The 26941-nt window shown below is 69.9% G+C and carries 24 protein-coding genes and 2 tRNA genes; 7 read left to right on the forward strand and 19 right to left on the reverse strand.

The window, feature by feature from the left end:
- Positions 1 to 11: 11 nt before the first annotated feature.
- From ABZ880_RS09630 to pgsA, 4 genes are read right to left on the reverse strand one after another with little or no spacing between them, the layout of a single operon-like run.
- Positions 12 to 554, reverse strand: a complete 543-nt coding sequence (locus tag ABZ880_RS09630; protein ID WP_361259556.1) for a hypothetical protein — start codon at positions 552 to 554, stop codon at positions 12 to 14.
- Between the two features lie 39 nt (positions 555 to 593).
- Positions 594 to 1763 carry a glycosyltransferase family 4 protein gene (locus ABZ880_RS09635; RefSeq protein ID WP_361259557.1) on the reverse strand — a complete coding sequence of 390 codons (1170 nt, stop codon included), beginning with the start codon at positions 1761 to 1763 and terminating at the stop codon, positions 594 to 596.
- Positions 1760 to 2668 carry a phosphatidylinositol mannoside acyltransferase gene (locus ABZ880_RS09640; RefSeq protein WP_361259558.1) on the reverse strand — a complete coding sequence of 303 codons (909 nt, stop codon included), beginning with the start codon at positions 2666 to 2668 and terminating at the stop codon, positions 1760 to 1762. Before ABZ880_RS09640 ends, ABZ880_RS09635 begins: the two co-directional genes overlap by 4 nt.
- A complete protein-coding gene (gene pgsA / locus ABZ880_RS09645) occupies positions 2665 to 3402 on the reverse strand; it encodes a phosphatidylinositol phosphate synthase (protein ID WP_361259945.1) in 738 nt (245 codons plus the stop codon). The genes ABZ880_RS09640 and pgsA overlap by 4 nt, the downstream gene beginning before the upstream one ends.
- Positions 3403 to 3619: 217 nt before the next feature.
- On the opposite strand from pgsA, the gene ABZ880_RS09650 reads away from it, so the two are divergent.
- Positions 3620 to 5818: an elongation factor G-like protein EF-G2 gene (locus ABZ880_RS09650; RefSeq protein ID WP_361259560.1), complete on the forward strand. Its 2199-nt coding sequence runs from the start codon at positions 3620 to 3622 to the stop codon at positions 5816 to 5818.
- 218 nt (positions 5819 to 6036) lie between these two features.
- The gene (locus ABZ880_RS09655; RefSeq protein WP_361259562.1) at positions 6037 to 7698 is read left to right on the forward strand and encodes a hypothetical protein; all 1662 of its coding nucleotides are present in this window, start codon (positions 6037 to 6039) and stop codon (positions 7696 to 7698) included.
- A gap of 3 nt (positions 7699 to 7701) precedes the next feature.
- Here ABZ880_RS09655 and ABZ880_RS09660 read toward each other — a convergent pair whose 3' ends face one another.
- Entirely contained in the window at positions 7702 to 8259 is a 558-nt protein-coding gene (locus ABZ880_RS09660; RefSeq protein ID WP_361259564.1) for an HIT domain-containing protein, read from the reverse strand.
- A gap of 67 nt (positions 8260 to 8326) precedes the next feature.
- Here ABZ880_RS09660 and ABZ880_RS09665 point away from each other — a divergent pair, with 67 nt between their 5' ends.
- Positions 8327 to 8983: a potassium channel family protein gene (locus tag ABZ880_RS09665; RefSeq protein WP_361259566.1), complete on the forward strand. Its 657-nt coding sequence runs from the start codon at positions 8327 to 8329 to the stop codon at positions 8981 to 8983.
- A gap of 28 nt (positions 8984 to 9011) precedes the next feature.
- Here ABZ880_RS09665 and thrS read toward each other — a convergent pair whose 3' ends face one another.
- The 3 genes from thrS to ABZ880_RS09680 form a co-directional block, all read right to left on the reverse strand.
- Positions 9012 to 10988: a threonine--tRNA ligase gene (gene thrS / locus ABZ880_RS09670; RefSeq protein WP_361259568.1), complete on the reverse strand. Its 1977-nt coding sequence runs from the start codon at positions 10986 to 10988 to the stop codon at positions 9012 to 9014.
- Between the two features lie 120 nt (positions 10989 to 11108).
- Positions 11109 to 12344 carry a hypothetical protein gene (locus ABZ880_RS09675; protein ID WP_361259570.1) on the reverse strand — a complete coding sequence of 412 codons (1236 nt, stop codon included), beginning with the start codon at positions 12342 to 12344 and terminating at the stop codon, positions 11109 to 11111.
- Entirely contained in the window at positions 12341 to 12907 is a 567-nt protein-coding gene (locus ABZ880_RS09680) for a DUF4365 domain-containing protein (RefSeq protein WP_361259571.1), read from the reverse strand. Before ABZ880_RS09680 ends, ABZ880_RS09675 begins: the two co-directional genes overlap by 4 nt.
- Positions 12908 to 13076: 169 nt before the next feature.
- Here ABZ880_RS09680 and ABZ880_RS09685 point away from each other — a divergent pair, with 169 nt between their 5' ends.
- On the forward strand, positions 13077 to 13802 hold the full coding sequence (locus tag ABZ880_RS09685; protein ID WP_361259573.1) for a 3'-5' exonuclease: 726 nt from the start codon (positions 13077 to 13079) through the stop codon (positions 13800 to 13802).
- A 38-nt stretch (positions 13803 to 13840) separates the two neighbouring features.
- On the opposite strand, the gene ABZ880_RS09690 is transcribed toward ABZ880_RS09685, so the two are convergent.
- Positions 13841 to 13912: transfer RNA gene (locus ABZ880_RS09690), tRNA-Val, on the reverse strand.
- Between the two features lie 39 nt (positions 13913 to 13951).
- Positions 13952 to 14398 carry an SRPBCC family protein gene (locus tag ABZ880_RS09695; protein WP_361259575.1) on the reverse strand — a complete coding sequence of 149 codons (447 nt, stop codon included), beginning with the start codon at positions 14396 to 14398 and terminating at the stop codon, positions 13952 to 13954.
- An 83-nt stretch (positions 14399 to 14481) separates the two neighbouring features.
- Between ABZ880_RS09695 and ABZ880_RS09700 the strand changes: the two genes are divergently transcribed.
- Positions 14482 to 16893, forward strand: coding sequence for a hypothetical protein (locus ABZ880_RS09700; RefSeq protein ID WP_361259577.1), 2412 nt, complete (start codon positions 14482 to 14484; stop codon positions 16891 to 16893).
- Between the two features lie 98 nt (positions 16894 to 16991).
- Here the strand turns inward: ABZ880_RS09700 and ABZ880_RS09705 are convergent, their stop codons facing one another.
- The 7 genes from ABZ880_RS09705 to ABZ880_RS09735 form a co-directional block, all read right to left on the reverse strand.
- Positions 16992 to 19727, reverse strand: coding sequence for a Tat pathway signal sequence domain protein (locus ABZ880_RS09705; protein ID WP_361259579.1), 2736 nt, complete (start codon positions 19725 to 19727; stop codon positions 16992 to 16994).
- 115 nt (positions 19728 to 19842) lie between these two features.
- The gene (locus ABZ880_RS09710) at positions 19843 to 20433 is read right to left on the reverse strand and encodes a hypothetical protein (RefSeq protein ID WP_361259582.1); all 591 of its coding nucleotides are present in this window, start codon (positions 20431 to 20433) and stop codon (positions 19843 to 19845) included.
- A gap of 10 nt (positions 20434 to 20443) precedes the next feature.
- Positions 20444 to 21331, reverse strand: a complete 888-nt coding sequence (locus ABZ880_RS09715; protein WP_361259584.1) for a carbohydrate ABC transporter permease — start codon at positions 21329 to 21331, stop codon at positions 20444 to 20446.
- Positions 21328 to 22284, reverse strand: a complete 957-nt coding sequence (locus ABZ880_RS09720) for a sugar ABC transporter permease (protein ID WP_361259586.1) — start codon at positions 22282 to 22284, stop codon at positions 21328 to 21330. The genes ABZ880_RS09715 and ABZ880_RS09720 overlap by 4 nt, the downstream gene beginning before the upstream one ends.
- Positions 22285 to 22316: 32 nt before the next feature.
- On the reverse strand, positions 22317 to 23606 hold the full coding sequence (locus ABZ880_RS09725) for a substrate-binding domain-containing protein (protein ID WP_361259588.1): 1290 nt from the start codon (positions 23604 to 23606) through the stop codon (positions 22317 to 22319).
- 333 nt (positions 23607 to 23939) lie between these two features.
- Positions 23940 to 24011: transfer RNA gene (locus ABZ880_RS09730), tRNA-Val, on the reverse strand.
- A gap of 42 nt (positions 24012 to 24053) precedes the next feature.
- Positions 24054 to 24506 carry a TIGR02611 family protein gene (locus ABZ880_RS09735; RefSeq protein WP_361259590.1) on the reverse strand — a complete coding sequence of 151 codons (453 nt, stop codon included), beginning with the start codon at positions 24504 to 24506 and terminating at the stop codon, positions 24054 to 24056.
- A 191-nt stretch (positions 24507 to 24697) separates the two neighbouring features.
- Between ABZ880_RS09735 and ABZ880_RS09740 the strand changes: the two genes are divergently transcribed.
- Entirely contained in the window at positions 24698 to 25111 is a 414-nt protein-coding gene (locus ABZ880_RS09740; RefSeq protein ID WP_004002642.1) for an SsgA family sporulation/cell division regulator, read from the forward strand.
- Between the two features lie 238 nt (positions 25112 to 25349).
- On the forward strand, positions 25350 to 25910 hold the full coding sequence (locus ABZ880_RS09745; protein WP_361259592.1) for a CGNR zinc finger domain-containing protein: 561 nt from the start codon (positions 25350 to 25352) through the stop codon (positions 25908 to 25910).
- Positions 25911 to 25977: 67 nt separating this feature from the next.
- On the opposite strand, the gene ABZ880_RS09750 is transcribed toward ABZ880_RS09745, so the two are convergent.
- Both ABZ880_RS09750 and ABZ880_RS09755 read right to left on the reverse strand, forming a co-directional pair.
- On the reverse strand, positions 25978 to 26154 hold the full coding sequence (locus ABZ880_RS09750) for a hypothetical protein (protein WP_361259961.1): 177 nt from the start codon (positions 26152 to 26154) through the stop codon (positions 25978 to 25980).
- 131 nt (positions 26155 to 26285) lie between these two features.
- The gene (locus ABZ880_RS09755) at positions 26286 to 26729 is read right to left on the reverse strand and encodes a hypothetical protein (RefSeq protein ID WP_361259594.1); all 444 of its coding nucleotides are present in this window, start codon (positions 26727 to 26729) and stop codon (positions 26286 to 26288) included.
- Positions 26730 to 26941: the final 212 nt, after the last annotated feature.

Here is a 26941-nt window from a genome sequence, read left to right on the forward strand (position 1 = left end):
CGAAGACTCTGCTAGGCGGCCCGGTCCACCAGGGCCGTCGGCGGCTCGTCGTCCATCTCGAAGGCCATCGGGAAGGGGGCGTGTCCGGCCAGCCGGAACCAGCGGACCTTGCGGTGTTCCCGGAGCCTGCGGGCCGCGCCCACCGCGTCGTTGTGGAAGCGCCGGGCCATCGGCACCCGCCGTACGGCCTCGGTCAGTTCGTGGGCCGCCGCGTCTCCCCCGGGCGCCTCGCGCACCGCCTCCACCTGCTGGGTCTCCCCGAACACGGCGCGCAGCGCCTGGCTCAGCTCGCTCTCGGCGACCTCCCGCTGCTCCTCCTCGGCCTGCCGGGCCGCGTGCGCCGCCTCGTACAGCACGATCGAGGCGGCCGGGTCGAGGACGCCGGAGGTGGCGAGCTCCTGGGCGACGGAGGCGCGGCGCAGCAGCTGCGCGTCGAGCGCGGCACGGGCGGCGTCGATCCGGGCGTGCAGCCGGTCCAGCCGCCCCGCCGTCCAGCTCAGGTACAGGCCGATCGCGACGAGGACGGCGAGGATCCAGATCAGGGTTGCGGTCACGGGCGGTCACGTTACCGGTGCCGTCACCAGGGGTTGAGCTCAGTCCCGCGCCAGCTTGAAACGGGCCCGCAGCCCCGGCCCCCGCTCGTCGTCCGCCGCGGCGACCGCAGCCGCCCCGTCGGTCACCGTCTCGTACACCGACAGGATGTCCGCCCCGACCGTCGACCAGTCGAAGCGCCGTACGTGCGCGCTGCCCCGCTCCCGCAGCTCGGCCCGGCGCTCCGGATCGCCCAGCAGCCGTACCGCCGCCGCTGCCAGCGCCTCGGAGTCCTCGTTGGGGAACAGCTCCCCCGCCGCGCCCCGGTCGAGCACCTGGGCGAAGGCGTCCAGGTCGGAGGCGAGCACCGGGGCCCCGGCGGACATGGCCTCGACGAGGATGATCCCGAAGCTCTCGCCGCCGGTGTTGGGCGCCACGTACAGGTCGACGCTGCGCAGGAAGCGGGCCTTGTCCTCGTCGCTGACCATGCCGAGGAACTCGACGCGCGAGCGCAGTTCGGCGGGCAGCGACTCCACGGCCTCCTCCTCGTCCCCACGTCCGGCGACCAGCAGCCGGGTCTGCGGGCGCTCGGCGAGGATCGTCGGCAGGGCGCTCATGAGTACGGGCAGACCCTTGCGGGGTTCGTCGATACGGCCGATGAAGCCGATCGTGTCGCCCTGCCACTCCGCCTTGGGCTTGGCCCGCGCGAAGAAGTCGACGTCGACGCCGTTCGGGATGACGACCGCGTCACCGCCGAGGTGCTCGACGAGCGTGCGGCGGGCGTACTCGCTCACCGCGATGCGCGCGCTGATCTTCTCCAGGGCCGCCTGCAGGATGGCGTACGCGGCGATCATCGCGCGGGAGCGGGGGTTGGAGGTGTGGAAGGTCGCCACGATCGGACCGGAGGCCGCCCAGCAGGTCAGCAGGCCCAGCGACGGCGAGGTCGGCTCGTGGATGTGGACGACGTCGAACTCGCCGTCGTGCAGCCAGCGGCGGACCCGGGCGGCCGAGAGGAAGCCGAAGTTCAGGCGTGCCACCGAGCCGTTGTACGGCACCGGGACCGCGCGGCCGGCCGAGACGACGTACGGCGGAAGCGGAGTGTCGTCGTCGGCGGGGGCGAGCACGGAGACCTCGTGGCCGAGCCGGATGAAGTACTCGGCAAGGTCACGGATGTGGAACTGGACGCCACCCGGTACGTCCCAGGAGTACGGGCAGACGATGCCGATCCTCACGAGGGCCCCTTACTGGGGTCGAGATCCTTGAGCCACAAGCGCTGCAGCATGTGCCAGTCCTCCGGATGGTCGGCAATCCCCGTGGCGTAGGCATCGGCCAGCGCCTGTGCCATGACAGACGTCTTTTCGGCGCGGGTACCTGTCTCGGGCACCTCGACCGGAGGATGCACGCGTCCCTGCATCACCGGCGACTCGTCGTACCAGAGCGTGACCGGGAGCAGGAGTGCGCCGGTCTGCTGGGCCAGCAGGGCGGGGCCCGCGGGCATGCGGGTGGTCTCACCGAAGAACTTCACCTCGACGCCCGAGGACGACAGGTCGCGCTCGGCGACCAGGCAGACCAGGCCGCCGTCGCGCAGCCGCCGGGCCAGCGTGCCGAACGCGGTGCCGCCGCTGTGCGGCAGGACCTCCATGCCGAGGCCCTCGCGGTAGGCGACGAAGCGGTCGTAGAGCGTCTCGGGCTTGAGGCGCTCGGCGACCGTCGTGAACGGCGTCTCGAGTTTGGTGGTGACCCAGGCGCCGGCGAGGTCCCAGTTGGCCATGTGGGGCAGCGCGAGGATGACGCCCCGGTCGGAGGCGATCCCGTCGGTCAGGTAGTGGACGTCCTTGGGGTCGAAGCCGCCCTTTATGCGCTCGGCGCTCCAGGCCGGGAGCCGGAAGGACTCCATCCAGTAGCGCAGGTACGAGCGCATGCCCGCGCGCGAGAGCTCCGCCAGGCGCTCGGGGCTCGCGTCGGGCACCACGCGCGCGTAGTTGCTCTCCAGGCGCTGCACGCCCTTGCCGCGCCGCTTCCAGGCCAGGTCGGCGATGGTGCGGCCGAGCCGGACGGCGACCGGCTCCGGGAGCTTCTTGACCGTGCTCCAGCCCAGGCCGTACAGGCCGTCGGTCAGCTGATCCCGGGCGCTCACTTCGCCGCCTCGCTCCCCTGCGAGGCGTTCTCCTGCGCGGCCGCCGCGGCCTCCGCCTCGGCCGACTCGCGGCGGACGGTGACGACCCGCTGGATCAGCGTGACCAGGCTGCCCACGGCGACGATCCACAGGGCCACGGGCAGCAGGTACTGGATGCCCGGCACACCGAACTTGTGCAGGCCCGCGAAGCCGGCCGCGACCAGCGAGATCACCAGGCGCTCCGCGCGCTCCACCAGGCCGTTGACCGCGACCGGCAGTCCGATCGACTCGCCACGGGCCTTGGTGTACGACACCACCTGGCCGCTCGCCAGACAGAAGATGGAGACGGCACACAGCACATTGTCGTCCCCGTTGCCCGCGTACCACAGGGCGAATCCGCCGAAGATGGCGCTGTCGGCCACCCGGTCCAGCGTGGAGTCCAGGAAGGCGCCCCAGCGGCTGCTGCGGCCGAGCTGGCGGGCCATGTTGCCGTCGACGAGGTCGGAGAACACGAACAGCGTGATCACGACCGTGCCCCAGAAGAACTCGCCCCGGGGGTAGAAGACCAGCGCGCCCGCGATCACGCCGGCGGTGCCGACGAGCGTGACCGCGTCGGGGCTGACGCCCCGGCGGATGAGAAACGCGGCGAACGGTGTGAGGACACGCGTGAAGAATGCACGCGCGTACTTGTTCAGCATGGCCTTCCCGAGGGTCGGTGTCGCCGTACGGCCCCTGCTGGCCACCGGCTGGCCCATCGTAGCCACGCGCGCGTGTGTGCGACGGTCGGGCACCCGCACCCGGTGTCACGGGCACGAGGGGATACGGCCGGCGGCGCGATCGCGTCCTTCGTATGGACGCACCGTGACGGGAGTGGAAAGCTCGAAGGACCGCGGGCGTCATCGGAGCCGCCACCGCACGCGGCCCGGCATGCCCGCGCCCACAGTGACCTCACCGTGCACGGGAGGCAAGGCCATGGGCGACAAGGCAAACGCACACCCCGGAGCCGCCGGCAGGGCAACAGCGGCCGACCACCCCGCGTCCGTACGGAATGTGGTGCTGGTCGGCCACTCCGGATCGGGCAAGACGACATTGGTGGAAGCTCTCGCGCTCACCGCGGGGGCAGTGAACCGGGCGGGCCGCGTGGAGGACGGCGGCACCGTCTCCGACTACGACGAGATCGAGCACCGGCAGCAACGTTCGGTGCAGCTCTCCCTGGTCCCGGTGGAATGGGACGGCATCAAGGTCAATCTTCTGGACACCCCCGGATACGCCGACTTCGTCGGGGAGTTGAGGGCCGGTCTGCGAGCGGCGGACGCGGCCCTTTTCGTCGTCTCGGCCTCCGACGGCGTGGACGGCTCGACGCGCATGGTGTGGGAGGAGTGCGCGGCCGTGGGAATGCCCCGGGCGATCGTGATCACGCACCTGGAGGCGGCCCGGGCGGACTTCGAGGAGATGACACGGACCTGCGCGGAGGCCTTCGGCGGGGACGACCCCGACGCCGTACTCCCGCTGTACCTGCCGCTGCACGGCCCGCAGGGACCCGACGGGCACGCGCCCGTGCACGGGCTGACCGGGCTGCTGTCACAGAAGGTGTTCGACTACTCCTCCGGTGAGCGCAAGGAGTCCGAGCCGGGCGAGGACCAACTGCCGGAGATCGAGGAGGCCCGCAACCGGCTGATCGAGGGGATCATCGCGGAGAGCGAGGACGAGACCCTCATGGACCGCTATCTGGGCGGCGAGCAGATCGACTTCAAGACGCTCGTCGAGGACCTGGAGCGGGCCGTCGCACGCGGAGTCTTCCACCCGGTCCTGGCCGCCGCCCCCGCGGCCGAGGGCGCCCGGCAGGGGCTCGGCACGGTCGAGCTGCTGGAGCTGGTCACGGGAGGTTTCCCGACGCCGTTCGAGCACCCCACGCCTGGGGTCACGACCATCGACGGCAAGTCGCGCGAGATCAAGGCCTGCGACACACAGGGTCCGCTGGTCGCCGAGGTCGTGAAGACCGCGTCCGACCCGTACGTCGGCCGGGTCTCGCTCGTGCGTGTCTTCTCCGGCACGCTGCGCCCCGACGAGACGGTCCATGTCTCCGGGCACGGGCTCTCGGACCGCGGGCACGAGGACCACGACGTCGACGAGCGCGTCGGCGCGCTGTCCACGCCGTTCGGCAAACAGCAGCGCACGGTGACGCACGCCATCGCGGGCGATCTGGTGTGCGTGGCGAAGCTGAACCGCGCCGAGACCGGCGACACGCTCTCCGCCAAGGACGACCCGCTCCTGATGGAGCCGTGGGAGATGCCCGACCCGCTGCTGCCGCTCGCCATCGAGGCGCACAGCAAGGCGGACGAGGACAAGCTCTCGCAGGGCCTGTCCCGACTGGTCGCCGAGGACCCGACGATGCGGCTCGAACAGAACCAGGACACCCACCAGGTGGTGCTGTGGTGCCTGGGCGAGGCGCACTCGGACGTCGCGCTGGAACGGCTGCGCAGCCGCTACGGCGTCCAGGTCGACGTCGTACCGCACAAGGTCTCCCTGCGGGAGACGTTCGCGGGCAAGTCGGCGGGGCGCGGGCGCCATGTGAAGCAGTCCGGCGGGCACGGGCAGTACGCGATCTGCGAGATCGAGGTGGAGCCGCTGCCCGGCGGCTCGGGCATCGAGTTCGTGGACAAGGTCGTCGGCGGCGCGGTGCCGCGGCAGTTCATCCCGTCGGTCGAGAAGGGCGTAAGGGCCCAGGCGGCCAAGGGAGTTGCGGCCGGCTATCCGCTCATCGACGTCCGGGTGACGCTGCTGGACGGCAAGGCGCACTCCGTCGACTCCTCGGACGCCGCCTTCCAGACGGCCGGCGCGCTGGCGCTGCGGGAGGCCGCGGCCGACGTGAAGATCCACCTGCTGGAGCCGGTGGCCGAGGTGAGCATCCTGGTCGGCGACGACTACGTGGGCGCCGTGATGAGCGACCTGTCCGGGCGGCGTGGCCGGGTGCTGGGCACGGAACAGACCAGCGGGAACCGGACTTTGGTGCGGGCCGAGGTGCCCGAGATCGAGATCGGGCGCTACGGCGTGGACCTGCGCTCCCTCTCGCACGGCACCGCGCGCTTCAGCCGTTCCTACGCACGGCACGAGCCGATGCCCCCGCAGATCGCAGAAAGGATTCGTGAAGAGGCGCGCGACGCCTCGTAGTTGGCGCCGGGCGCTCACAAGTGGCTTTTGTGGAACGCTCCCCTCCGCGTCGGCGGGCGGCTTCGGCCGTCCGCCGACGAATGTCGGTGCCTGCGGATACGCTGAAGACCTGATCAAGTTGTCACGCGATCAACACGACGACCTGATCAACAGGTGTGCGGAGCAAGGAAGTCGGGAAAAGCCGCAGAGGCGACATCCGGCAGCGATCGGGGGCGGGAATGACCGTTGACAGCGGCTACGGGGACATCTTCGGTCCGCAGGTGCCGCGCACGGGCGACGAGGGCCAGACGGCGACGTTCGCGCTGGCCTCGGCGGCCTATCGGGACAACCCGGTCGCGGACATCAAGAAGGCGGACAACGAGTGGCACCAGACCACCGTCAAGCCCGGCCTGAAGTGGGGGACCATATTCCGGCCCAACCTGGGTGAGGCGTTCTCCCGCGCGGTGGTCGACCGCATGGTGGGCCCCGGCCGCAAGCCGCTGATCCAGTCCTTCGGTGCCGAGCCGCAGGTCGCCGTCGAGCACGCCCTCGCGGCGAACAACATCCGCAAGGACCGCGACCAGATGCTGAGCATCGTCATGGTGCTGTGCGGTGTGCTGTTCCTGCCGGGGCTGCTGGTCTGGCTGCTGGTCTTCTCGATCCGTACGACGGTCGCCAAGCGGGAGGACAAGCGGGCCGGCGCGATGGCGACGACGCTGCTGGTGGCGGTGGGCGCGCTCGCCGTGATCTTCCTGATCCGGATGCCGTTCACCGGCTTCTGGGCCTGGTATGCGCGCGCGTGCGTCGTCATGCCCGTCATCGGCTGGTTCTGGGCCAAGCAGATCTGCGAGCGCACGGCGAAGGACCTGCGCGGGCGCTGGGACAGCCTGCTGGCCGGCAGCAGCGTCGGCGCCAAGGTGCCCGAGGCGGTGCCGACCAGCCCGGGCGAGACCAAGGCGGACCAGCTGCGCCAGGCGCTCGCCAAGCTCAGCGCCGAGCAGCAGTCCAACTCCGTGTTCTACGCCGGTCCCAAGGGCATCCTCGGCATGGGCACGCGCTGGGGCAGCTGGCAGCTCGCCGAGGACCTGGTGCCGGCCGACCCGACCCGGGAGATCCACCCCTTCCGCAGCTGGGACGTGATCCGGGTGATCCACGACGACCTGCGCATGCTGGAGCGGAACACCATCAACACCGGCGGTTTCCCCACCCCGTCCGTACGGCACTGGATCGTCACGCCGATCGCGGAGGGTGCGACGGCGGTGTCCCGGCCCGAGGGCACGGACGTGGACGCGTACCAGGTCAAGTCGCACGCCATACAGGACATCTGCAACAAGCAGCAGTTCGGCGCAGGTGACCGGCACTATCTGGGCGTGCAGTGGACGCTGTGGGACGGACAGCTGATCATCACCATGATGATCACGGTGACCGTGCTGCACCAGACGCTCCGCATCGAGGTCACCGGGCATGCGCTGGGCCCGGTGAACGGACTGTTCACCAGCAAGCCCGAGGCGCCGACGAAGGAAGTGCAGAAGTCGTTCAAGCCGTGGGAGACCCGGAAGGTGGTCCTCCCGCTGGTCACCACCGACGAGGTCGTACGGCTGTCCGTCCGCGCCCCGATCAGCTGGTACCCGCCGCTGCTGAACTGGCTCGGCGGCACGATAGCCCTGCCCGAGCCGTTCGGCCTGCGGCACGCGTGGGCCGATCAGCCGTGGCGCCACCGCTTCATGGCCGACGATGCGCTGCGCGCGGCCACACCGGTGCTGCGGGTCGTGCATGCCGCGGCGATACGGGTGCTGCAGGAGAACGGCGTGGACACCGAGAAGTTCGGCACGAGGTCGGCATTCCTCAGCACGGCCGTGCAGGACCCGACACCGAAGAAGGCGGACGTCTACGACGCATAGCGGTCAAGCGGGCCAGGCCTCCGCCAGCATCTTCCTCGTGTCCGCCAGCAGCTGCGGCAGCACCCTGGTGTGGCCGACGACGGGCATGAAGTTCGTGTCGCCGCCCCAGCGGGGCACGATGTGCTGGTGGAGGTGGGCCGCGATGCCGGCGCCGGCGACCGTGCCCTGGTTCATGCCGATGTTGAAGCCGTGGGCGCCGGACGCCGCGCGCAGGGCCGTCATCGCCTGCTTGGTCAGGGCGGCGAGCTCGATGGTCTCGGCGTCGGTCAGGTCCGTGTAGTCGGCGACGTGACGGTAGGGGACGACCATGAGGTGGCCGCCGTTGTAGGGGTAGAGGTTGAGCACGGCGTAGACCTGCTCGCCGCGCCTCACGATCAGACCGTCCTCGTCGGACTTGGCCGGAATGGAGCAGAAGGGGCAGCCGTCGTCCGCACCCGGGCCGGTCGGCTTGTTCTCGCCCTGGATGTAGGCCATCCGATGGGGCGTCCACAGGCGCTGGAAGGCGTCCTGGATCCCGACGCCCAACTGCTGCTCCGGCTCACTCGTCATGCAGTGCAGCATATGGCGTCGCCCGTTCGCGGCGTGTCGGCGGGGTTCCGCGAAAAGCCCGCCGGGCCAAGCTGGGCTTGTGGACGATGACACTCGCAGAGCCCGCTGGGAACAGCGCACCGAGCTTCCGCTCGCCGTCGCGTCGCTGGTTTTCCTCGCCTCCTACGCGATCCGCGTCCTTGCGCCCGGCCTGACGGACCCCTGGCGGGATCTGGCCCTCGTGGTGCTGCTGGCGACTTGGGCCCTGTTCGCCTTCAACTACGTCGTGCTCTGGCGGCTGAGCGGGCAGGGGCACAAGTTTGTGCGGAAGAACCTGCTGGACACGGCGGTGCTGCTCCTGCCGTTACTGCGCCCCCTCCGGATCGTCAAGGTGTACGAGGCCATCCAGCGTCGGCACGGCAAGCCCCGTCTCGCGCTGCACGCGCGCGTGATCGCGTACTCCGGGCTCTCGACGGTACTGCTCGGCTTCGCCGGCGCCCTCGCCGTCTACCAGCAGGAACGCGGGGCGCCGGGTGCGAGCATGCGGACGTTCGGCGACGCCGTCTGGTGGACCTGCGAGACCCTCACCACCGTCGGCTACGGCGACATCACCCCGGTGACACCGCTGGGCCGACTGATCGCGGTCGGCATGATGGCCATCGGCCTGGCGCTGCTCGGCGCGGTGACCGGCACCTTCGCCTCGTGGCTGCTGGAGGTCTTCAGCCGCGAGGACGACGAAAGGCCCCCGGGGAGCTGAACTCCCCGGGGGCCCACGACGTGCCGGATCAGACCTGCGCCCGCTCCTCGACGACCTTCACGATCTTCGCGATGGCCTCGTCGAACGGGATGCCGTTCTCCTGCGAGCCGTCGCGGTAGCGGAAGGAGACCGAGCCGTTCGACATGTCCTCGTCGCCCGCGATGACCATGAAGGGCACCTTCTGCTTCTGGGCGTTGCGGATCTTCTTCTGCATACGGTCGGAGGAGGAGTCCACCTCGACCCGCAGGCCCTGCTTCTTCGCGGCCGCGGCGAACTTCTCCAGGTACTCGACGTGTCCGTCACCGATCGGGATGCCGACCGCCTGCACCGGGGCCAGCCAGGCCGGGAAGGCGCCCGCGTAGTGCTCCAGGAGCACCGCGAAGAACCGCTCGATCGAGCCGAACAGCGCGCGGTGGATCATGACCGGGCGCTGCTTGGAGCCGTCCGGACCCGTGTACTCCAGGTCGAAGCGCTCCGGCAGGTTGAAGTCGAGCTGGATCGTCGACATCTGCCAGGTACGGCCGATGGCGTCCTTGGTCTGGACGGAGATCTTCGGACCGTAGAAGGCGGCGCCGCCCGGGTCGGGGACGAGGGGCAGGCCCTGCTTCTCGGCGACCTGGCGGAGCGTCTCGGTCGCCTCCTCCCAGACCTCGTCGGAGCCGACGAACTTCTCCGGGTCCTTCGTCGACAGCTCCAGGTAGAAGTCGGTCAGGCCGTAGTCGCGCAGCAGGCCGAGGACGAAGGTGAGCGTCTTGTCGAGCTCCTCCGACATCTGCTCACGGGTGCAGTAGATGTGCGCGTCGTCCTGCGTGAAGCCGCGGGCACGGGTCAGACCGTGCACCACGCCCGACTTCTCGTACCGGTACACGGTCCCGAACTCGAAGAGGCGCAGCGGCAGTTCACGGTAGGAGCGGCCGCGCGCGTCGAAGATCAGGTTGTGCATCGGGCAGTTCATGGGCTTGAGGTAGTAGTCCACGCCCTCGTCGAGCTGCATGGGCGGGTACATGCCCTCGGCGTACCAGTCCAGGTGCCCGGACGTCTCGAAGAGCTTCCCCTTCGTGGCGTGCGGGGTGTAGACGAACTCGTAGCCCTCCTCCTCGTGCCGGCGGCGCGAGTAGTCCTCCATCACCCGGCGGACGATGCCGCCCTTGGGGTGGAAGACGGCGAGGCCGGAGCCGATCTGCTCCGGGATGGAGAACAGGTCGAGCTCGCTGCCGAGCTTGCGGTGGTCGCGCTTCTCGGCCTCGGCGAGGAAGTCGAGGTACGCCTTCAGCTCGTCCTTGGACGGCCAGGCGGTGCCGTAGATGCGCTGGAGCATGGGGTTCTTCTCACTGCCGCGCCAGTACGCGGCCGCGTTGCGCATCAGCTTGAACGCCGGGATCAGGCGAGTGGACGGCAGGTGCGGGCCGCGGCAGAGGTCCTTCCAGCACAGCTCGCCGGTCTTGGCGTCCAGGTTGTCGTAGATCGTCAGCTCGCCGGCGCCGACCTCGACGTCCGCGCCGTCGTCCGAGGACGCCGAGCCCTTCAGGCCGATCAGCTCCAGCTTGTACGGCTCGTCGGCCAGCTCGGCGCGGGCCTCCTCGTCCGTGACGACCCGGCGCGCGAACTTCTGCCCGCGCTTCTGGATCTCCTGCATCTTCTTCTCGATGGCCTTGAGGTCATCGGGGTGGAAGGGCTTCTCGACGTCGAAGTCGTAGTAGAAGCCGTCCTTGACCGGCGGGCCGATGCCCAGCTTGGCCTCGGGGAAGAGCTCCTGCACGGCCTGCGCCATCACGTGCGCGGTGGAGTGGCGCAGGATGTTGAGACCGTCCTCGGAGGAGATCTCCACCGGCTCCACGACCTCGCCCTCGGCCGGGGCGTAGGCGAGGTCCTTGAGCTCGCCGGCCACGCGCGCGGCAACGATGGAGCGCTCGCCGGCGAAGAGCTCGGCGGCCGTAGTGCCCGTCGTCACCACGCGCTCTTCCCGCTCGGAATCGCGTTGGATGATCACACGGACGTCTGACACCGGTCTCTCCTGACTGAAGGCGGATGCGGCGCCATACCAGGAGCGCGCGCAATACCGGATCGTACCGACCCGGCCCCACCGACTGCGAAACGGTCACGCTTTGTGAAGAACGGTTCCCGGTCAGTCGCAGTCCTCCCCGCTGCACGCCTCCTCGAAGAAGTCGAGGTTCTCCTGCAGCGACTTCATCAGCCGGTCCCGCTCGGCCTCCTCCACCTGCACCGGTGCAACCCCGGAGGCCCCGGTCAGCCGCCGGAAGCCGCCCCGGCTCTCCAGCCGCCCGTGCACCCGGACCGGCAGTCCCACGAGGTGGGCGTGCCCGGCGATGCGGTAGTCCTCCTCGTCGAGGGTGATCCGCAGGTGCGGGATCTCGGCGCCGGCGATCACCCGCAGCCGTACGCTGCCCTCGCCGCGCGTCGCCGACCTGCGCATCCGTACGACCGTGCCGGTGATCCGCACGGGCACGGACGGTTCGTCGCGGAGATAGCGGGCCCCGGCCTCGCGCAGCACGGGCAGGTCGCCCGGCGAGAACTCGACCGGCTCGACACCCGCCACGCAGTCCTCCGGTACCCCGGCGGCCGGCGCCCACTCCACACCGATCCGGGCCCCCTCGGTGCCGCGCACCAGGGCGATCAGCGACTCGGTGAGCTCTCGGCTCACGCCCGCCTCGACGGCGCCGTCGAAGGCGTCCATGCCGCCGGTGGCCCGCTGGTAGTCGATGGCCTCACGGGCGGCGTACAGGGCCTGGTGGAGCCGTACGGCGAGCAGTCGCCCGCCGCCCACGGGCACGAAGGCGGTGAGCCGGCCGTCACCGACCGCGGGACCGACGAGGACGCTCTCCAGCAGCGCGGCGGCGGCGCGGCGGTGCCGGGCGCCGTAGTAGCCGGCACGCGCGCGCGTGGCGAGCGCGCCCGCCAGCAGCATCTGGCGGGCGGCGGTGCGCAGTTGCTCCTCGACGACCCAGGGCGCGGCGTCCGCCGGGCCGGTCGGCACGTCCCGCCACCAGCGGATCTCGTCGCTGGGCACGGCGAGTCCGACCAGGACCTCGCGCGCGGAGGGTGTGCCGCTTCGGCTCAGCGCGAGCAGCGCCTCGCCGAGCAGGTCGTCGCTGTCGGGGAAGGCGCGGCTCTCGGGCACCAGCAGGCTCGTGCCGCCGCCTCCGGGTCCGGGCGGCGTCCAGCGGCCGTAGCGTCCGACGGCTCCGCCGCGGCGCTGCCAGCCGTGCCGGTGCAGCAGGGCGCTGAGGACGGCGGGGTCGACCTGGTCGGGCTCGGGGGGCCGGTGCCAGGCCGCAGCGGCGATGTCGTCGGGGTGCGGCCTCACCGGCCGCACTGGCTCCTCCAGGGGTCGGTGCGTCATGGTCTGCCTCCCGTCCCGACCCGCGTCATGATCTCGCAGAGCGCTCGGTCGTCGAAGATGCGTGAGGTCGGTATCCGCACGGTGGTCCGGGTCCGCCCGGTGATCGGGTGGCCGGCGAGGTTGACCCAGTAGCAGCAGTGCCGCAGGTCGAGGCGGTCGTGGCTGGCTCTGAGCCAGTCGTCCTGCGCCCGTGGGACGAGCATCACGACGAGGATCTTGTGCACCGACACCGGGGTGCGCGCGAGCTTGCGCAGGTGTTCGTTGTCGAGCGTGAAGGAGAAGAAGCGGCCCGGTGGGTTCGGCGGGATCTGGTACGTGCACTTCAACTGCACCTTGATGGTCACCTCGTCGTCGACGGTGTGCCCCGGTGAGCCGTGACTGACGTGCCAGTCGATGCCGTTGTCCGGAAATGGTTGCGACAGTGAGCAGCCGGCCGCCGCAGCGACGGCATGCAGATAGCCCACCTGCAGTGTCTCCATGCAGGCGGTGGTGGCGAGTGTGCCGCGAAGGGGGCCCGTGCGTTCGGGCAGCAGCCCGCCCCGCTCGGGCTGCGCTATCGCCATGACCAAACAGCCTTCCAAGCCAAGTGAATCCCCGCGTCGGGCCGCTGAACTGCAAAGACCCGTACTCCTGTTGTGTCCTTCCGGCGTACGGCGCAAACAGCCCGGGTATCACCAAACAGGCAGAAGACGGGACGTCAGCTGCCGTGGGTGAACGAGGAGTTGTGTAGGCATGACGTGCTGGTACGAGGGACCCCTGGCCGCCTTCGACACGGAGACCACGGGCGTTGACGTCGAGACCGACCGGATCGTGTCGGCCGCCGTCGTCGTCCAGGACGCCCCGGGCACCCGGCCCAGGGTGACCCGCTGGCTGGTCAACCCGGGTGTGCCGGTGCCGGAAGCGGCGACCGCGGTGCACGGGCTGACGGACGAACACCTGCAGCGCAACGGCCGCTGGCCGGCGCCGGTGATGTACGAGATAGCGGAGGAGCTGGCCGAGCAGGCGGCGATGGCCCGCCCGCTGGTCGTGATGAACGCACCCTTCGATCTGACGCTCCTGGACCGCGAGTTGCGCCGCCATCGCGCCTCGTCACTGGACGGCTGGTTCGAGACGTCGGCGCTGCGCGTGCTCGATCCGCGGGTCCTCGACAAACACCTGGACCGCTACCGCAAGGGTCGCCGCACCCTGACCGACCTCTGCGCCCACTACGGCGTCACGCTGGAGGGCGCGCACGACGCGGCCGCGGACGCACTGGCCGCACTGGATGTCGTACGAGCACTCGGGCGCCGTTTCGCCACCCGGCTGGAACGCCTCTCCCCCGCCGAACTGCACACCCTGCAGACGACCTGGCACGCGGCCCAGGCGCGGGGCCTGCAGGCGTGGTTCACGAAGAGCGGCGCCGAGGAGATCGTGAACACCGATTGGCCGCTGCGGCCCGACCTACCGGCGGCAGCATGACAAAAGCCGGTCCGCTGCTGCGGACCGGCTTTTCCCGGTGGGCGATACTGGGTTCGAACCAGTGACCTCTTCGGTGTGAACGAAGCGCTCTCCCACTGAGCTAATCGCCCGGGAACGGACTGAACAATACAGGTCCCCAGGGGCATGCATCAAACCGCTTCCAGGTACGCGACCAGCCCTCGCCGTCCGGCCCGCATCATCAGCCGGTGGTTGACGCGGAACACCGGCCGCCCCGGTACGGCGAACCGCCTGAGCAGCGGCTTGTGCACGTCGACGACCTGCTCGTAGCGGGCGAGGGTGCCGGCGCCCTCCGCGGTGAGCGTCCAGCGCGCCCAGCCCTCGAGGTCGCCGGACATGGCGATCTCCAGCACGCCGGCCACCGGGTCGCGGCGCACCTCACGGGCGGTGAAGTGCAGGTCGTACGGGAGGACCGACCGGATCCGGATCACGCCGGTGGTGTCGTCGAGCCGCGTCACCTCCCGCACCTGCGGCCACCACCGGGGGTACTCCTCGGCCCGCTCCAGCGCCTCGTACACGGCGGCGGGCGGCGCGGCCAGGGCCCAGCGGCAGCGGAAGCGGTAGTGCGTCCAGTCCATGAGGGAAGTCTGCCCGTACGCAGCCGCTCCGTCCTGGAACCGAGTACGTTCTGGATCTGAGTACGTTCTGAGTACCCGCACTCATGCCGTACGACGTGACGCGGACCACACTCCGAGACATGACGCATGTTCCGCCCCCGGCGGAGGAGTTGCGGCTCCTCGACGCCGAACTGTGGCAACTGGACGCCCGCCGGGCCCAGTTGCTGACCCGCCGGGCCTGGCTGGTCGCCGCCCTGCAGCAGCCCGCGCCCGTACGGCAGCTGCCGGTCACGCCGCCGCGCACCGAGGCCGGTGTACCGGGGGTGCAGAACGTGCTGCTTCTCCTCGGCGGGGTGCTGCTCACCATCGCGGCGATGGTGTTCACGCTGGTCAGCTGGGGGCATCTGGGGATCGCCGGGCGGGCCCTGGTGCTCGGCGCGGTCACGCTCGCCGTCCTGGCGGCGCCGGCCGCGCTGCTGCGGCGCGGGCTGCGGTCGACGGCGGAGTCGGTGGCGGGACTGGGCCTGGCGCTGACGGCACTGGATGCCTACGCGCTGCACGAGGCCGTGTTCACGCAGGCGGACGGCACGGCGTACGCGGCGCTGGCGACCGCGGCGCTCGCCGCCCTGTGGACGGCGTACGACCGCGTCCTCGTCACCACGAGCCGCGCCTCGGGGGACGGAGCCCTCCGACTCCCCCTGCCCGCCGCGTTGGCAGCCGCCCAACTCCCCTTGCTCCTCTGGGCGATCGCGGCCTCCGCGGGTCCCCACGGAATCACGGCCGCGCTCCTGCTGACGGCCGGGTTCGACACGATTGTGGCGCTCCGAAACACTGCCACGGCCGTACGTCTCGTCGCCGCTGTCGGCGCGTACGGCATCGGTGGCTGGGGCGCACTGGCGGCCGGCTGGCTCTCCTGGGACGCAGCCGGCCCGAGCGCCGCCGCCCGTGCGGCGGCGCTCCTCACCCTTGCCGCGGCGATCGCGCTGGGCGCGGCCCGGCAGCTGCCCGGCCCGGCTGCGGCGACCGGAACCGCCGTGGCGGCCGGTCTGTTCCTGGTCGCGGCGGGCGGCGGCGTGCTGCGGGTGACGCTGCCCCCCGGCTGGACGGTGCCGGGGTATCTGGTGTGCGGTGTCGCGCTGTTGGCGGCGGTGCGGGTGGGGCTGCCGCAGCCCGTACGCCGGGGTCTGGTATGGGCCTCCGGTGCCGTGCAGGCGGCTGCCGTGGCCTGCGCGCTGCCGCTGATCGCGGTCGCGCTGCTGGGCCCGCTGGGCTGGGTGGAACGGCCGTGGTCCGGCGTGCCGTCGGACGCACGCGCCGCGGTGAGCGTCCACACGCCGTGGCCGCCGTTCCCCGCCCAACTGCTCCTGGCCCCGTTGGTGGTCGCCGCCGTACTGGCCCTCCTGGTCCGCGGCGAAACCCGACGGCGGCACGCGCTGACCGGCGCGACGGTGCTCGCCTGGGCCACCGTCATGGCAGTGCCGGCGGTCTTTCAACTCCCGTACCTGGCCGCCCTGTTGCTGGAGGGTGCGACGACGATCGCGGCTCTCGCAGCGGCGGCCTCCCTGGTCCTGCCCGTGACCACCACGGCCCTCGCTCTGGGCGGTTCGCTCTCCCTCGCCTTCCTCGCCCTGTCCTCCCAGACGGCCACGCTCATCGTGCTGTCCGTCCTGACGGCCGCGTTCGCGACGGCCTCCGGACGACCGCGCCTCACGCCCGTCCTCGCCCCGACCGCGCTCGTGTACGCCGCCACGCTGGCGTGCGCGACGGGCGCGGCGGCGGACTGGCAGCCGCAGCACACGGGGCTGCTGGTCCTGGCCGTCCCGGTGGCTGCGACACTCCTCGCAACGCGTCCGGGCGACGCCCACGCGCGCGTGCCGGTCGAGCTGACCGGCGCCGCCGCAGGCCTCCTCGCGATCGGTCTCGCGGTCGCCGACCCGCCGATGCTCGCCCTGGTGCTGGCGCTTTGCGGAGTGATCGCCGCCGGCACGGCGGTGCGCCCCGACCGCAGGTCCGTCGGTTACGCCGCGGCCGTACTGTTCCTGCTGGCCACGTGGGTACGGCTCGCGTCCTGGGGAGTCGGCACGGTGGAGGCGTACACGATCCCGGTCACGGTCCCCGCACTGTGCGTCGGCGCCTGGCGCAGGCACCGCGACCCGCTGGCCTCGTCCTGGACGGCGTACGCCCCCGGCCTCGCCGCCACACTCCTGCCGAGCCTCATTGCGGCCTGGCACGACCCGCACTGGACACGCCCACTGCTTCTGGGCACGGCAGCCCTGCTGATCACCTTGCTGGGCGCCCGCCACCGCCTCCAGGCACCACTCGTACTCGGCGGCTCGGTGCTGGCCCTGGACGCCTTGCACGAACTGGCCCCGTATCTGGTCCAGTTGACCGGCGCACTCCCCCGCTGGCTGCCTCTCGCCGTCGCCGGCCTCCTACTGCTCGCCGTCGGAACGACATACGAGCGACGCATGAGGGACGCCCGCCGCATACGGGACATCTTGGAAGGCATGCACTGAAGCAAGCGCCCCGTCAGGGGCGCGGGGAACTGCGCGACCAGCCACTGACGGCCGCAGACGACAAACCAGCGCAGTTCCCCGGCTCTCCCAGCTGAGCGTTACGGCATCCTGTCCCCGAGCAGAGCCAAATTCTCGATGGCTGCAAGCCCGTACAGCGCAGTGTCATTCGTGGACACCCAACTCGCCTCGCTCCCCGCGACCAATGCCATCGGCCCGCTCACCTTCTCCGTCCTCCACGGCGAAGACTCGGTGTACCCGTCGGAGCCGTAGAACTTCGTCCACGCCCGCTTGGCGAGCGCCTCGTCCCCGGTCTTCACGGCGGCGTACGCGTCGAGCCGCGAATGCCCCTGGAAGAGCAGCAGAGACCCGAAGTCGGAGCCGTAACGGGCCTTCTGTTCGGCCTTGGTGGCGTTGAAGTACCGGCAGTAGTCGAAGTACGCCTCATTGAACTTCGGCAGGTCGACCAGGTCGATCAGCTCCGCGCACAGCTCGTTGAGCCCGAAGACGGCGGACAGGTGCGAGACACCGACCACCGGCGTCGTGGCGACGGCGAACTTGCCCGTGTCGAGGTCGTACAGCCCGCTCCCCTGGACAAAGCCGTTGGGCTGCGCGGCGATGCCCTCCATCGTCGACAGCACGCGTGCCTTGGCCTTCTCCCACTTGGGACCCTTGCGTTCCCACTCGGTCAGCCAGGCCGACACCAGACCGCTCCAGTCCGTACCGAAGCCGATCGACAGGGCGTGCCGGTCGGGCGTGTACGGGTCGGTGCGCACCTTCCGCAGCGGGTCGAGGACGAGGAACGTCTCGTCGGAGTCGACGTTGGCGTGCATGAGGTCGCCCACCCGCTCGTCGGCGGTGAGGAAGTAGTAGTAGCGCCGGTAGGTGGTGTTGGCGATGCGCTGCTGCTTGGCGCTGTCGGCGAAGTGCTGCACACCGTGCCGGGTGCCGAGGCCCGCCCACTTGCCCAGGTGGTAGACGTCTACCTCACCGGTGTGCCGGGTCATGGCCTCCGCGAACCGGAAGATGTCGGCGCGGCCGGAGCGCAGATACGCGAACCAGAGCCAAAGGTCGGGCGACAGTTCGGAGTTGTCCCAGGCGTAGCCTCCGATGTCGTACCGCCACACGTGCCGCACGGTGTCGTACGTGTGCATGATGTCGCCGTAGTCCCAGAAGCCGTACCAACGGCGTTGCTCCACCTGGTCCTTGTAGTAGGTGAACAGGAAGTCGAGGTAGTCCTCGATCTTCGCCTTGGCCGGGGTGGAGCGGTCGGGCTCGGAGTACAGGCCCGGCCCGAACACCTTGGCCTTGATGAGCTGCCTGGGCGGGGCGGCGAGCTGCGGCAACACCCGTACGGCCTCGACCTGTTGGGCCAGCTTCTCCGGCGCCGGTGTCGACTCGTTGGCCCAGAAGAGGAGTTCGGAGGTGCGGGCGATGCCGTACGGGGTTCCGAACTCGGGCTCGTAGTCCTCGTAGGTGATGTTGAGGCCTTCGAGCTGTTCGGCGTACGTGTCCTGGCCCATGCCGTCGTGGTAGAAGCGCAGGTCCATGGGCTGCGCCTCGGGCGACCAGAGCCAGAGGGTGACCTCGGCCTCGTCGGTCTGGGCGTCGCGGATGTCGAGCTGGGAGGGGTGCTTCTCCCAGAAGTCCCGCAGCCCGAAGGAGAATCCGCCGCTCGCGCCACCGACATAACCGAAGCCGGAGGCCCGCTTGCCGCCGCCGGAGCCGATCCAGCCGTACCCCTTCTTGGTCCGCTTGCGCAGCGTGAAGCCGTCGGCGGACAACTGCGAGAGCGTGTAGTCGCCCCACTCCGGGATGTACTGCAGCCGGGTCGTCACCCGCTGGTCCCAGGTGGACGGGTCGGGCAGCTTCTGCCCCGCGTACTGCGCCGCCTGCACGGCCGCACCCGGGTCGCGGCGCAGCCCGGTGATCCCCTTCACGGCCTCCCGCAGCAGGCCGGTGCCCTCGCCGCCGATGCGGATGTGCCGGTCGTAGGCGGCATCCCGCATCGGCACGGTGAAGCGCACGCCCAGCCCGCGGATGAAGTCGCCGCTCGCCTTGCCGGGTTCCTGCGTGCCGTCGTAGGTGATGGTGTGCACCATGCGGAAGGAGTCGGCACCGGCGTAGAAGTACAGCCGGATCGAGAACGGCAGCCAACTCCGGCTGCCCTTGCGGTGCTTGCCATCGATACGGACCACGGCACGGACCGGCCCGTCCTGCTCGACCGTCACCTCGCCGATGGCGCCGTCGAAGCGCTCGGTCTTGACCGTGGACTGGTCCTCGTCCTCGATCTCGGGCTGGCGGATGAGCACGAGCCGGCCGTTCTTGGCGATCTCCGTGGATCCTCTGGTGACCGACTTGACGAGGGTGGAGCCGTCCTTGCCGATCTTCACGGTGATGACGCCGGTCGACACGTCGATGGTCCCGCCGCTCTTGTCGACGGTGACCTTCTTGTCGGGAGCAGCCGCGTCACCCGCGGTCAGCGTCAGCTTTCCGGAGCCCGAACTCACCGCGTGCGCCGACCACTTCAACGACCCGTCCGGCCAGTACGCGATCGGCCAGGACTGCACGGGCACGGCCTTGCCGTCCGCGTCCGTGAGCGCGAAGGTCTGGTCGGGCTGGTAGGCGCCCTTCGGCCATGGGACACCGACGGTCGAGCCGGGCGCGGCGCCCAGGCCGCCGTCCTCCAGCCAGTCCAGGGTCACCGGATCGGCGTCCGCGGCCTCGGCTCTGGGCGCGGCCGATGCGTCCTTGGCTCCTGGCGCCCAGCTGAACTGCGCGGCGGCACCGGCGACGGCGGCCGCCTTGAGGAGGGACCTGCGGGGGATGGGAGACATCAGAGTTCAGCCTTTCCTTTCCGTGCGGAACGTCTTGTTCCGTGCAGCTGGTCAGGGGCATGACAGAGAGAGGTACGACGCCCGGGGCGCCGACCTGGTACTGCAGCACCGCTCGTCAGCGGTGCCGGTGGCGTTCCTCCACGGCGACGGCGGCCCCCGCGACGGCTCCCAGGACGGGAACCGCCAGTGGCGCGACGACCCAGGCGGACAGGGCGACCAGTGCCAGACCGCCGATGATCAGGAAGGACCCGGCCGGGTCGAGGACGGTACGGCGCCAGGCGTCCGCGAGCAGCGTCCGCCAGGTGTCACCCGGGGTCCAGACCGCCGCCGCGCGCAGCCCGGCGACGGCGACGCCGATGAGTGCGAACAGCCCTACGGCGCCGACGAGCGGCCCGCCCGGGATCCCGGCCCGCACGGCCTGGACGTCCACCCAGGCCACGGCGACAGCGCCCCACCCGCCGAGCCCGACGACCCATCCGCCGCGCACGGCCGTACGGAAGTCAGCGGCGAACTCCCGCCGGCCACCGCCCTGATGGGCTGTACGCCGCCGCAGGTGCCGCGCTCCCGCGGCGAAGGCCGCCGGCCAGGTCACCACACCCAGCGAGGCGACCGCGATCCACACCCCGGTCAGCAGACACTCGGCGAACACGGCGAACCGCTCGGCGAGTACGGATTCCTTGCGTGCCTTCACCCGCACCTGGGCCATGGTGACCGCCTCAGCCCTTCAGTCCGGAGGTCGCCATTCCGTCGATCAGATAGCGCTGGAAGGCGAGGAAGAACAGCAGCACGGGCAGCAGCGCGACCAGCGACATCGCGATGAGGCCGCCGTAGTTGGCGGCGACGCCGTCGGAGTCGCGGAACATCATCATGCCGAGGGAGACGGTGTACTTGCCGGGCTCGTTCAGGTAGATCAGCGGGCCCATGAAGTCGTTCCAGGCGTTGATGAAGGTGAAGATGGCGCTGGTGATGAGCGCGGGCCGGCACAGCGGCAGCACGATCGACCAGTAGATCCGCAGGTGCCCGCAGCCGTCGATGCGCGCGGCCTCGTCGAGCTCCCTCGGCAGGTTCCGCATGAACTGCACCATGAGGAAGACGAAGAAGGCCTCCGTGGCCAGGTACTTGCCCAGCAGCAGCGGTATGTACGTATTGATGAGCTCCATCTTCTGGAACATCACGTACTGCGGGATCAGCAGCACGTGGTACGGCAGCAGCAGCGTGCCGATCATCAGCGAGAACAGCAGGTTCCGGCCCGCGAACCTGATCTTGGCGAAGGCGTATGCCGTCAGCGAGCAGGAGATCAGGATGCCGACGACGGCGCCGCCCGCGTAGAAGAGGGAGTTCTGGAAGAAGGTCCAGATCGAGATGTCGGCGATGCCGTCGGCCAGGCCCTTGAAGTTCTGCAGGATCGGGTGGGCAGGGAACAGCTGCAGGCTGTTGATGATGTCCTTGCTGGGCTTGAACGAGGCGCCGATCACCCACAGGACGGGATAGAGGACGACGGCGAGGACCAGCAGCGAGCCGATGTGCCAGGCGAGCGAACCGGCACGCTTGCGGCCGAGACCGCCGCCGAGCGGTTTGGACGTGGTGGGTGTGGTGGCGCTCATCGGGCATCCTCCTCGTAGTGCACCCACTTCTTCTGCGACCAGAACAGGACGGCGGTCACCAGCGCCACCGCGAGCAGCAGCATCCAGGCCATCGCGGAGGCGAAGCCCATCTGGGCGTTCTTGAAGCCCTGTTGGTACAGGTAGCAGGTGTAGACGAGCGTGGCGTCGGCCGGGCCGCAGTAGGTGTTGGAGACGACGTAGGCCGAGCCGAAGATCTGGAAGGAGTGGATGGTCTCCAGCAGGATGTTGAAGAACAGCACCGGGGAGATCATCGGCAGGGTGATGTTCCAGAACTTGCGGAAGGCTCCGGCGCCGTCCAGCTCGGCGGCCTCGTAGAGCTCCTTCGGCACCTGCTTGAGGCCGGCCAGGAAGATGACCATGGGCGCGCCGAACTGCCAGACGGTGAGCGCGACCAGGCAGTAGAGGATCCAGTCGGGGTTGCCGACCCAACCGCCCGCGTGGATGCCGAAGGCCGAAAGGCTGCGGTCGACGACGGCGTTGTCGGAGAAGATCGACCGCCAGACGAAGGCCACGGACACGCTCGCGCCGATGAGCGACGGGGCGTAGAACGCGGCCCGGTAGAAGGCCTGTCCGCGGCGGCTCTGCGCGAGCAGCAGGGCGACGCCGAGCGCGAGCAGCAGCTTCAGCGGGGTGCCGATGACAACGTACTTGGCCGTCACCTCGACCGACTTCTGCCACCGCGGGTCGTCGAACATCTTGGTGAAGTTGTCGAGCCCGACCCACTTCGGGGTGTTGAAGAGGTTGTAGTCGGTGAACGCGAAGTAGAGCGAGGCGACCATGGGGCCCGCGGTCAGGAGCAGGAAGCCCGCGATCCACGGGGACATGAAGAGATAGCCGGCGAGGTTCTCCCGCCGCCCCCGCCGCTTGACGGCGGCGGGGGCGGCGGAGCGGGCCTTCCGGGTGGCGGGCGGTGAGTCCTTGACGAGCGTCACGGTGCTTCCCAATCGGTTCCGGTCAGGTCCGGTCAGGCCTGGAAGGCGGCCTGCGACTCGTCGAAGAACTGCTTCACCGCGTCGGAGACCTTGACCTTGCCCAGGCCCAGGTCACCGCCGATGCGCAGGAAGGCGGCCTCGATGGTGTCGGCGCCGGAGGGGTGCGGGGTGATCGTGCCGAGGACGCCCGCCTTGGCGGTGTCGGCCTCGTACTGCGCGATCTCCTTGTTCACCGTGTCCGTCGGCTTGAAGGCGTCGTACTGCTCGGTGGAGGCGAGGATGCCGCGGTCGTAGCCCATGATCTTGCCGACCTCGGGGTCGTGGACCATGAAGTTGATGAACTGGGCGACTTCCTTGGGGTGCTGGGTGCGCGCGGAGGCGCTCAGCATCAGCGAGGCGAGGTACTGCCCGGTGTGCTTGCCGTCCACGGTCGGGATCGGTGCGAGGCCGTACTCGCTGTCGCCCTCGGCCGAGTAGCGGACGGTGAAGTTGTCCCAGGTGAATTCGGACGCCCCGTGCCCGGCGGAGAGCGAGGACTTGGGCCGGTCCTGCGCGACGATCTTCGGGTCGGTGATGAGCCCGGCCTTCACTCGGTTGTAGCCGTCCTGCCACCACTCCGTCAGGTCGGCCTTGTCGAAGCCGAGCCCGTCCTTGGTGTAGAACGCCTTCCCGTTCTGCCGCAGGTACAGGTCGTACAGGTACATGATGCTGAAGTAGCCCGTGTCCCCCGGCACCTTGGTCTTGTCGTAGATGGTCTTGAGCGCCTTGAAGTAGTCGTCCCAGGTCCAGCCCGTCTCCGGCTCGACGCCCGCCTTCTGGAAGACCTTCTTGTCGATGACCAGCGCCATGGTGTTGGAGCCGACGGGGATGCCGAGCTGCTTGCCGTCGACCTCGCCGACCTCGGTGACACCGGCACGGAAGTCGTCCAGGCTCAGATTCCCCGCGTCCATCTGGGACTTGAGGTCGAGCAGAACGCTTCTCTTGTCGTACTTCCGAAGGAATGTGACGGCGTTTTGGAAAACGTCCGGGGGATTTCCGCCCGAGGCCTGCGTCTGGAACTTCTCCCAGAAAGAGACGTAGTCCTGGAAGTCGGTCTTCACCTTGATCTTCGGATACTTCTTCTCGAAGAGCTTGATGGTCTGGTTGATCTTCTTGGCCCGCTCGTCGGCACCCCACCACGAGTAACGGATCGTCACCGTCCCGTCGGCCGAGGTCCCGCTGTCACCCCCGCACCCGGTCGTCGCGGCCAGCCCCAGCGTGGCCGCCGAGGCCCCCGCTGCCTTCAGGATCGTACGCCTCTCAACATTCCTGCTGGTTCCCACAGTCGGGCCTCCCCGGCGTCGTTGCCGCCTGCATGAATCGTTTCAAGTAAGCGCTTGCTGGCACAAGTTACGGAGGGCCTCGAGGTGCGTCAATGATTCGGACAGGAATTTCTTGCGGGGCGGCCGGGCGAGTTGACGGCACATCAGCACCGGAAGGCGCCACCGTCAGGGCGACACCGCAGGTGAAGCGCACGCGATCGACGGCTCGAACATCAACCGGCCGTCCACACAGGGATGTCGCTCGGCCGGAACCCTTCGGAGTGCGGAGCCCGCACGAAGGGGCGCATACGACGGCGGCCCGCCTGCTCTCGCAGACGGGCCGCCGATCCGGGGTGGGCGATACTGGGTTCGAACCAGTGACCTCTTCGGTGTGAACGAAGCGCTCTCCCACTGAGCTAATCGCCCGGACGCAGGGAGAACATTACCCCATGTCAGAGGGTGCCTGCGTCACTGGTCCTTGATCTTCCAGGGCATGACGACACCGAACTTCCAGAGGTAGATGCCCACCAGGACACCCACGATCACCAGGCCGATCACCGTCAGCGTGATGTTGCGGCGGCGCACCTTGGGATCGAGGGCCCGCTGGGCCGCCTCGGTGACCTTGCGTTTGGTCCAGCGGAGCACCAGCTGCGCCCAGACGAACTCGGTCGCCCAGATGGCCATGCCGGCGAAGATCACGACCCAGCCGGGTCCCGGCAGCGGCAGCATCACGATGCCGAGGCCCACGACCGCGAGCCCGATGACAAAGACGCCGACCTGCCAGCTCAGATGCAGTGCGCGGCGCGCCTTGATGAACTGCGGCGCCTTGGAACCGAGCCCCTGCTCGCTCTGCGCCCCGTCCGCCTTCGTCTCGTCCGATGCCACGGCGACCTCGCCCGGCTCGTCACTCCCCGTATTCATACGGCCAAACTTTACCCGAAGGAAACCAGTCACCGGAATGGTCGTACCTGGCGAACGCACTCTCGGCCGGAAGAGTTACGTAAAGGCACGCAAAACACTCAGAGGGGTTTACAACGGCACCGTAGGTGGCATGTCGATTTCGCCGACGTGCGAATCCCCGAGCGCACACTGAGCGAAAGGCCCTGGCGCTTATGAACACCACGGTCAGCTGCGAGCTGCACCTGCGCCTCGTTGTGTCGAGCGAGTCCTCCCTGCCTGTCCCCGCAGGCCTGCGGTACGACACGGCCGACCCCTACGCCGTGCACGCCACCTTCCACACCGGAGCCGAGGAGACCGTCGAGTGGGTGTTCGCCCGCGACCTCCTCGCGGAAGGCCTCCACCGGCCCACGGGCACCGGCGACGTCCGTGTCTGGCCGTCGCGCAGTCACGGTCAGGGCGTCGTGTGCATCGCCCTGAGCTCCCCGGAGGGCGAGGCCCTCCTGGAGGCCCCGGCGCGGGCGCTGGAGTCCTTCCTGAAGCGAACGGATGCCGCGGTGCCTCCCGGCACAGAACATCGGCATTTCGATCTCGATCAGGAGCTCTCGCACATCCTGGCGGAGAGCTAGGGCGAGGCTCTGCGAAGCCGCCCGGCGCCGTCGACTCGGGGTGACGGCTCGGGCAAGGACAACTGCATACGGTACGCACCGGCGCCGTCCCCTCATGGGCGGCGCCGATTGCGTTCGTGTCGGCCCCGTCCGGAAGCGGACCCCGCACGGGCCGGAGCCGGTAGCGCACCCGGGGAAGCCACTACCATCGGCCAGCAAAGGCGGGCATGTGCCCGATCCGCAGGCCAGGGAGCGAAACGTGCTGATCACCCACGACACCCGGTGCGCCCTCGACGCCGTGGTCGATCTGGTGAACACCGCACCGGAGGACGCGACGACGCCGGACGGGCTGTCGGATGTCGCGGCTCTCGAGGATTTCGTACGAAACCACGAAATCAGCGATGTCGGGGTGCTGTCGGAGTTCGATCTCTCCGCGGTGCGCGAAATCCGCGGACGGTTCGCCTCGGTCTTCGCGGCGCCGGACGCCCGGACCGCCGCCGGGCTGATCAACGAGCTGATCGCCGCCGCGGGCACCACTCCCCGCCTCACGGACCACGACGGCTACGACTGGCATGTGCACTACTTCGCGCCCGGCGCATCCGTCGCCGATCACCTGTCGGCCGACTGCGGGATGGCGCTGGCGTTCTTCGTGGTGGCCGGCGAGCAGGAGCGGCTGCGGCGCTGCGAGGCTCCCGACTGCCGGCGCGCCTTCGTCGACCTCTCCCGCAACCGCTCGCGGCGGTACTGCGACAGCCGTACCTGCGGAAACCGCCTTCATGTGGCCGCGTACCGGGCCCGGCGCAAGGAGGCGGCGGGCTGATACGCCCGGCCGGACGGTGGTGTCGACGTGGTCCCCGGCGGGTGGCGCCGGGGACCACGGGTACGGCTCAGAGCAACAGCAGATCGTGCAGCGAAGCCATGAGCAGCAGACACCCGATCACCGCAAGGAAGATCATCAGCGGTGGCTGGGAAAGGGCGAAAAGGCATCCGCGCGGCTCGTCCTTCGGCGGCGCGGCATCGCTCTGTGTCGTGTCCAGCATCTCGCGGGCGATGATGACGCACACGGCACCTCTGGCGCGATCAACACGCCCGGAATGAGCGGTAGTTCGCCGGAATACGTGATGTCCGGCACCGGGCGTGATCATTTCACGGCACAGCGCTGATCCACTGTGTCGTTTCAGTCCTCATGCGCCAGTCATATGCCGTGCTTCTTGAGGATGGCCTCGATGTCGCTGAAGTCCTCCGCGGACTCGGTGCGGGGCGCGGTTGCGGGCCGGGACGCCGCGCGGGTCCCCGGACCCAGGGAGGGCGCCGAGGCCGTCGGGGCGACCGCGTCGCGGCGGCTCGCGGCCCTGGCCTCCTTACGGTCCTTGCGGGTGCCGCCCCGGCGACGCTCCACCGCGCGTGTGGAGGAGAACAGCAGCCAGGCGGCGCCCAGGACCCCGAAGCCGGCCCAGGCCGTCGGGCTGAAGGCGGTGTCCGCCAGCCACTGCACGGTGCCGGTCATCACCAGGCCGATGGGCACGAGCGAGTAGGCGGCGATGCGGGCGGCCGCGAGGAAGCGCTTGCGGTACGCCGTGACCGCCGCGATGCCCAGGCCGGCCGCGGAGACGGCGGAACAGACGGTCTCGGCAATCATCCGGTCCTCCAGGGCAGGGCTGTTCGGGCAGGGGCAGTTCGTCCCTTCCATCCTGCACCGTGCGGACCCCGCGCGGCCATGCTCCGGGCGGACATCAGGGACATCTCCGGGTCGGCTCCTCCGCAGGTGCCGGTCGCGGGCGCTCCCCTGGTTGTGGTCGGGGTCGCACCAGGGGCGCCGTCCCAGGTCCGATTGGGTCGGCCGGGCCGGGA

This window comes from Streptomyces sp. NPDC047043, assembly GCF_040644055.1.
Lineage (GTDB): Bacteria > Actinomycetota > Actinomycetes > Streptomycetales > Streptomycetaceae > Streptomyces.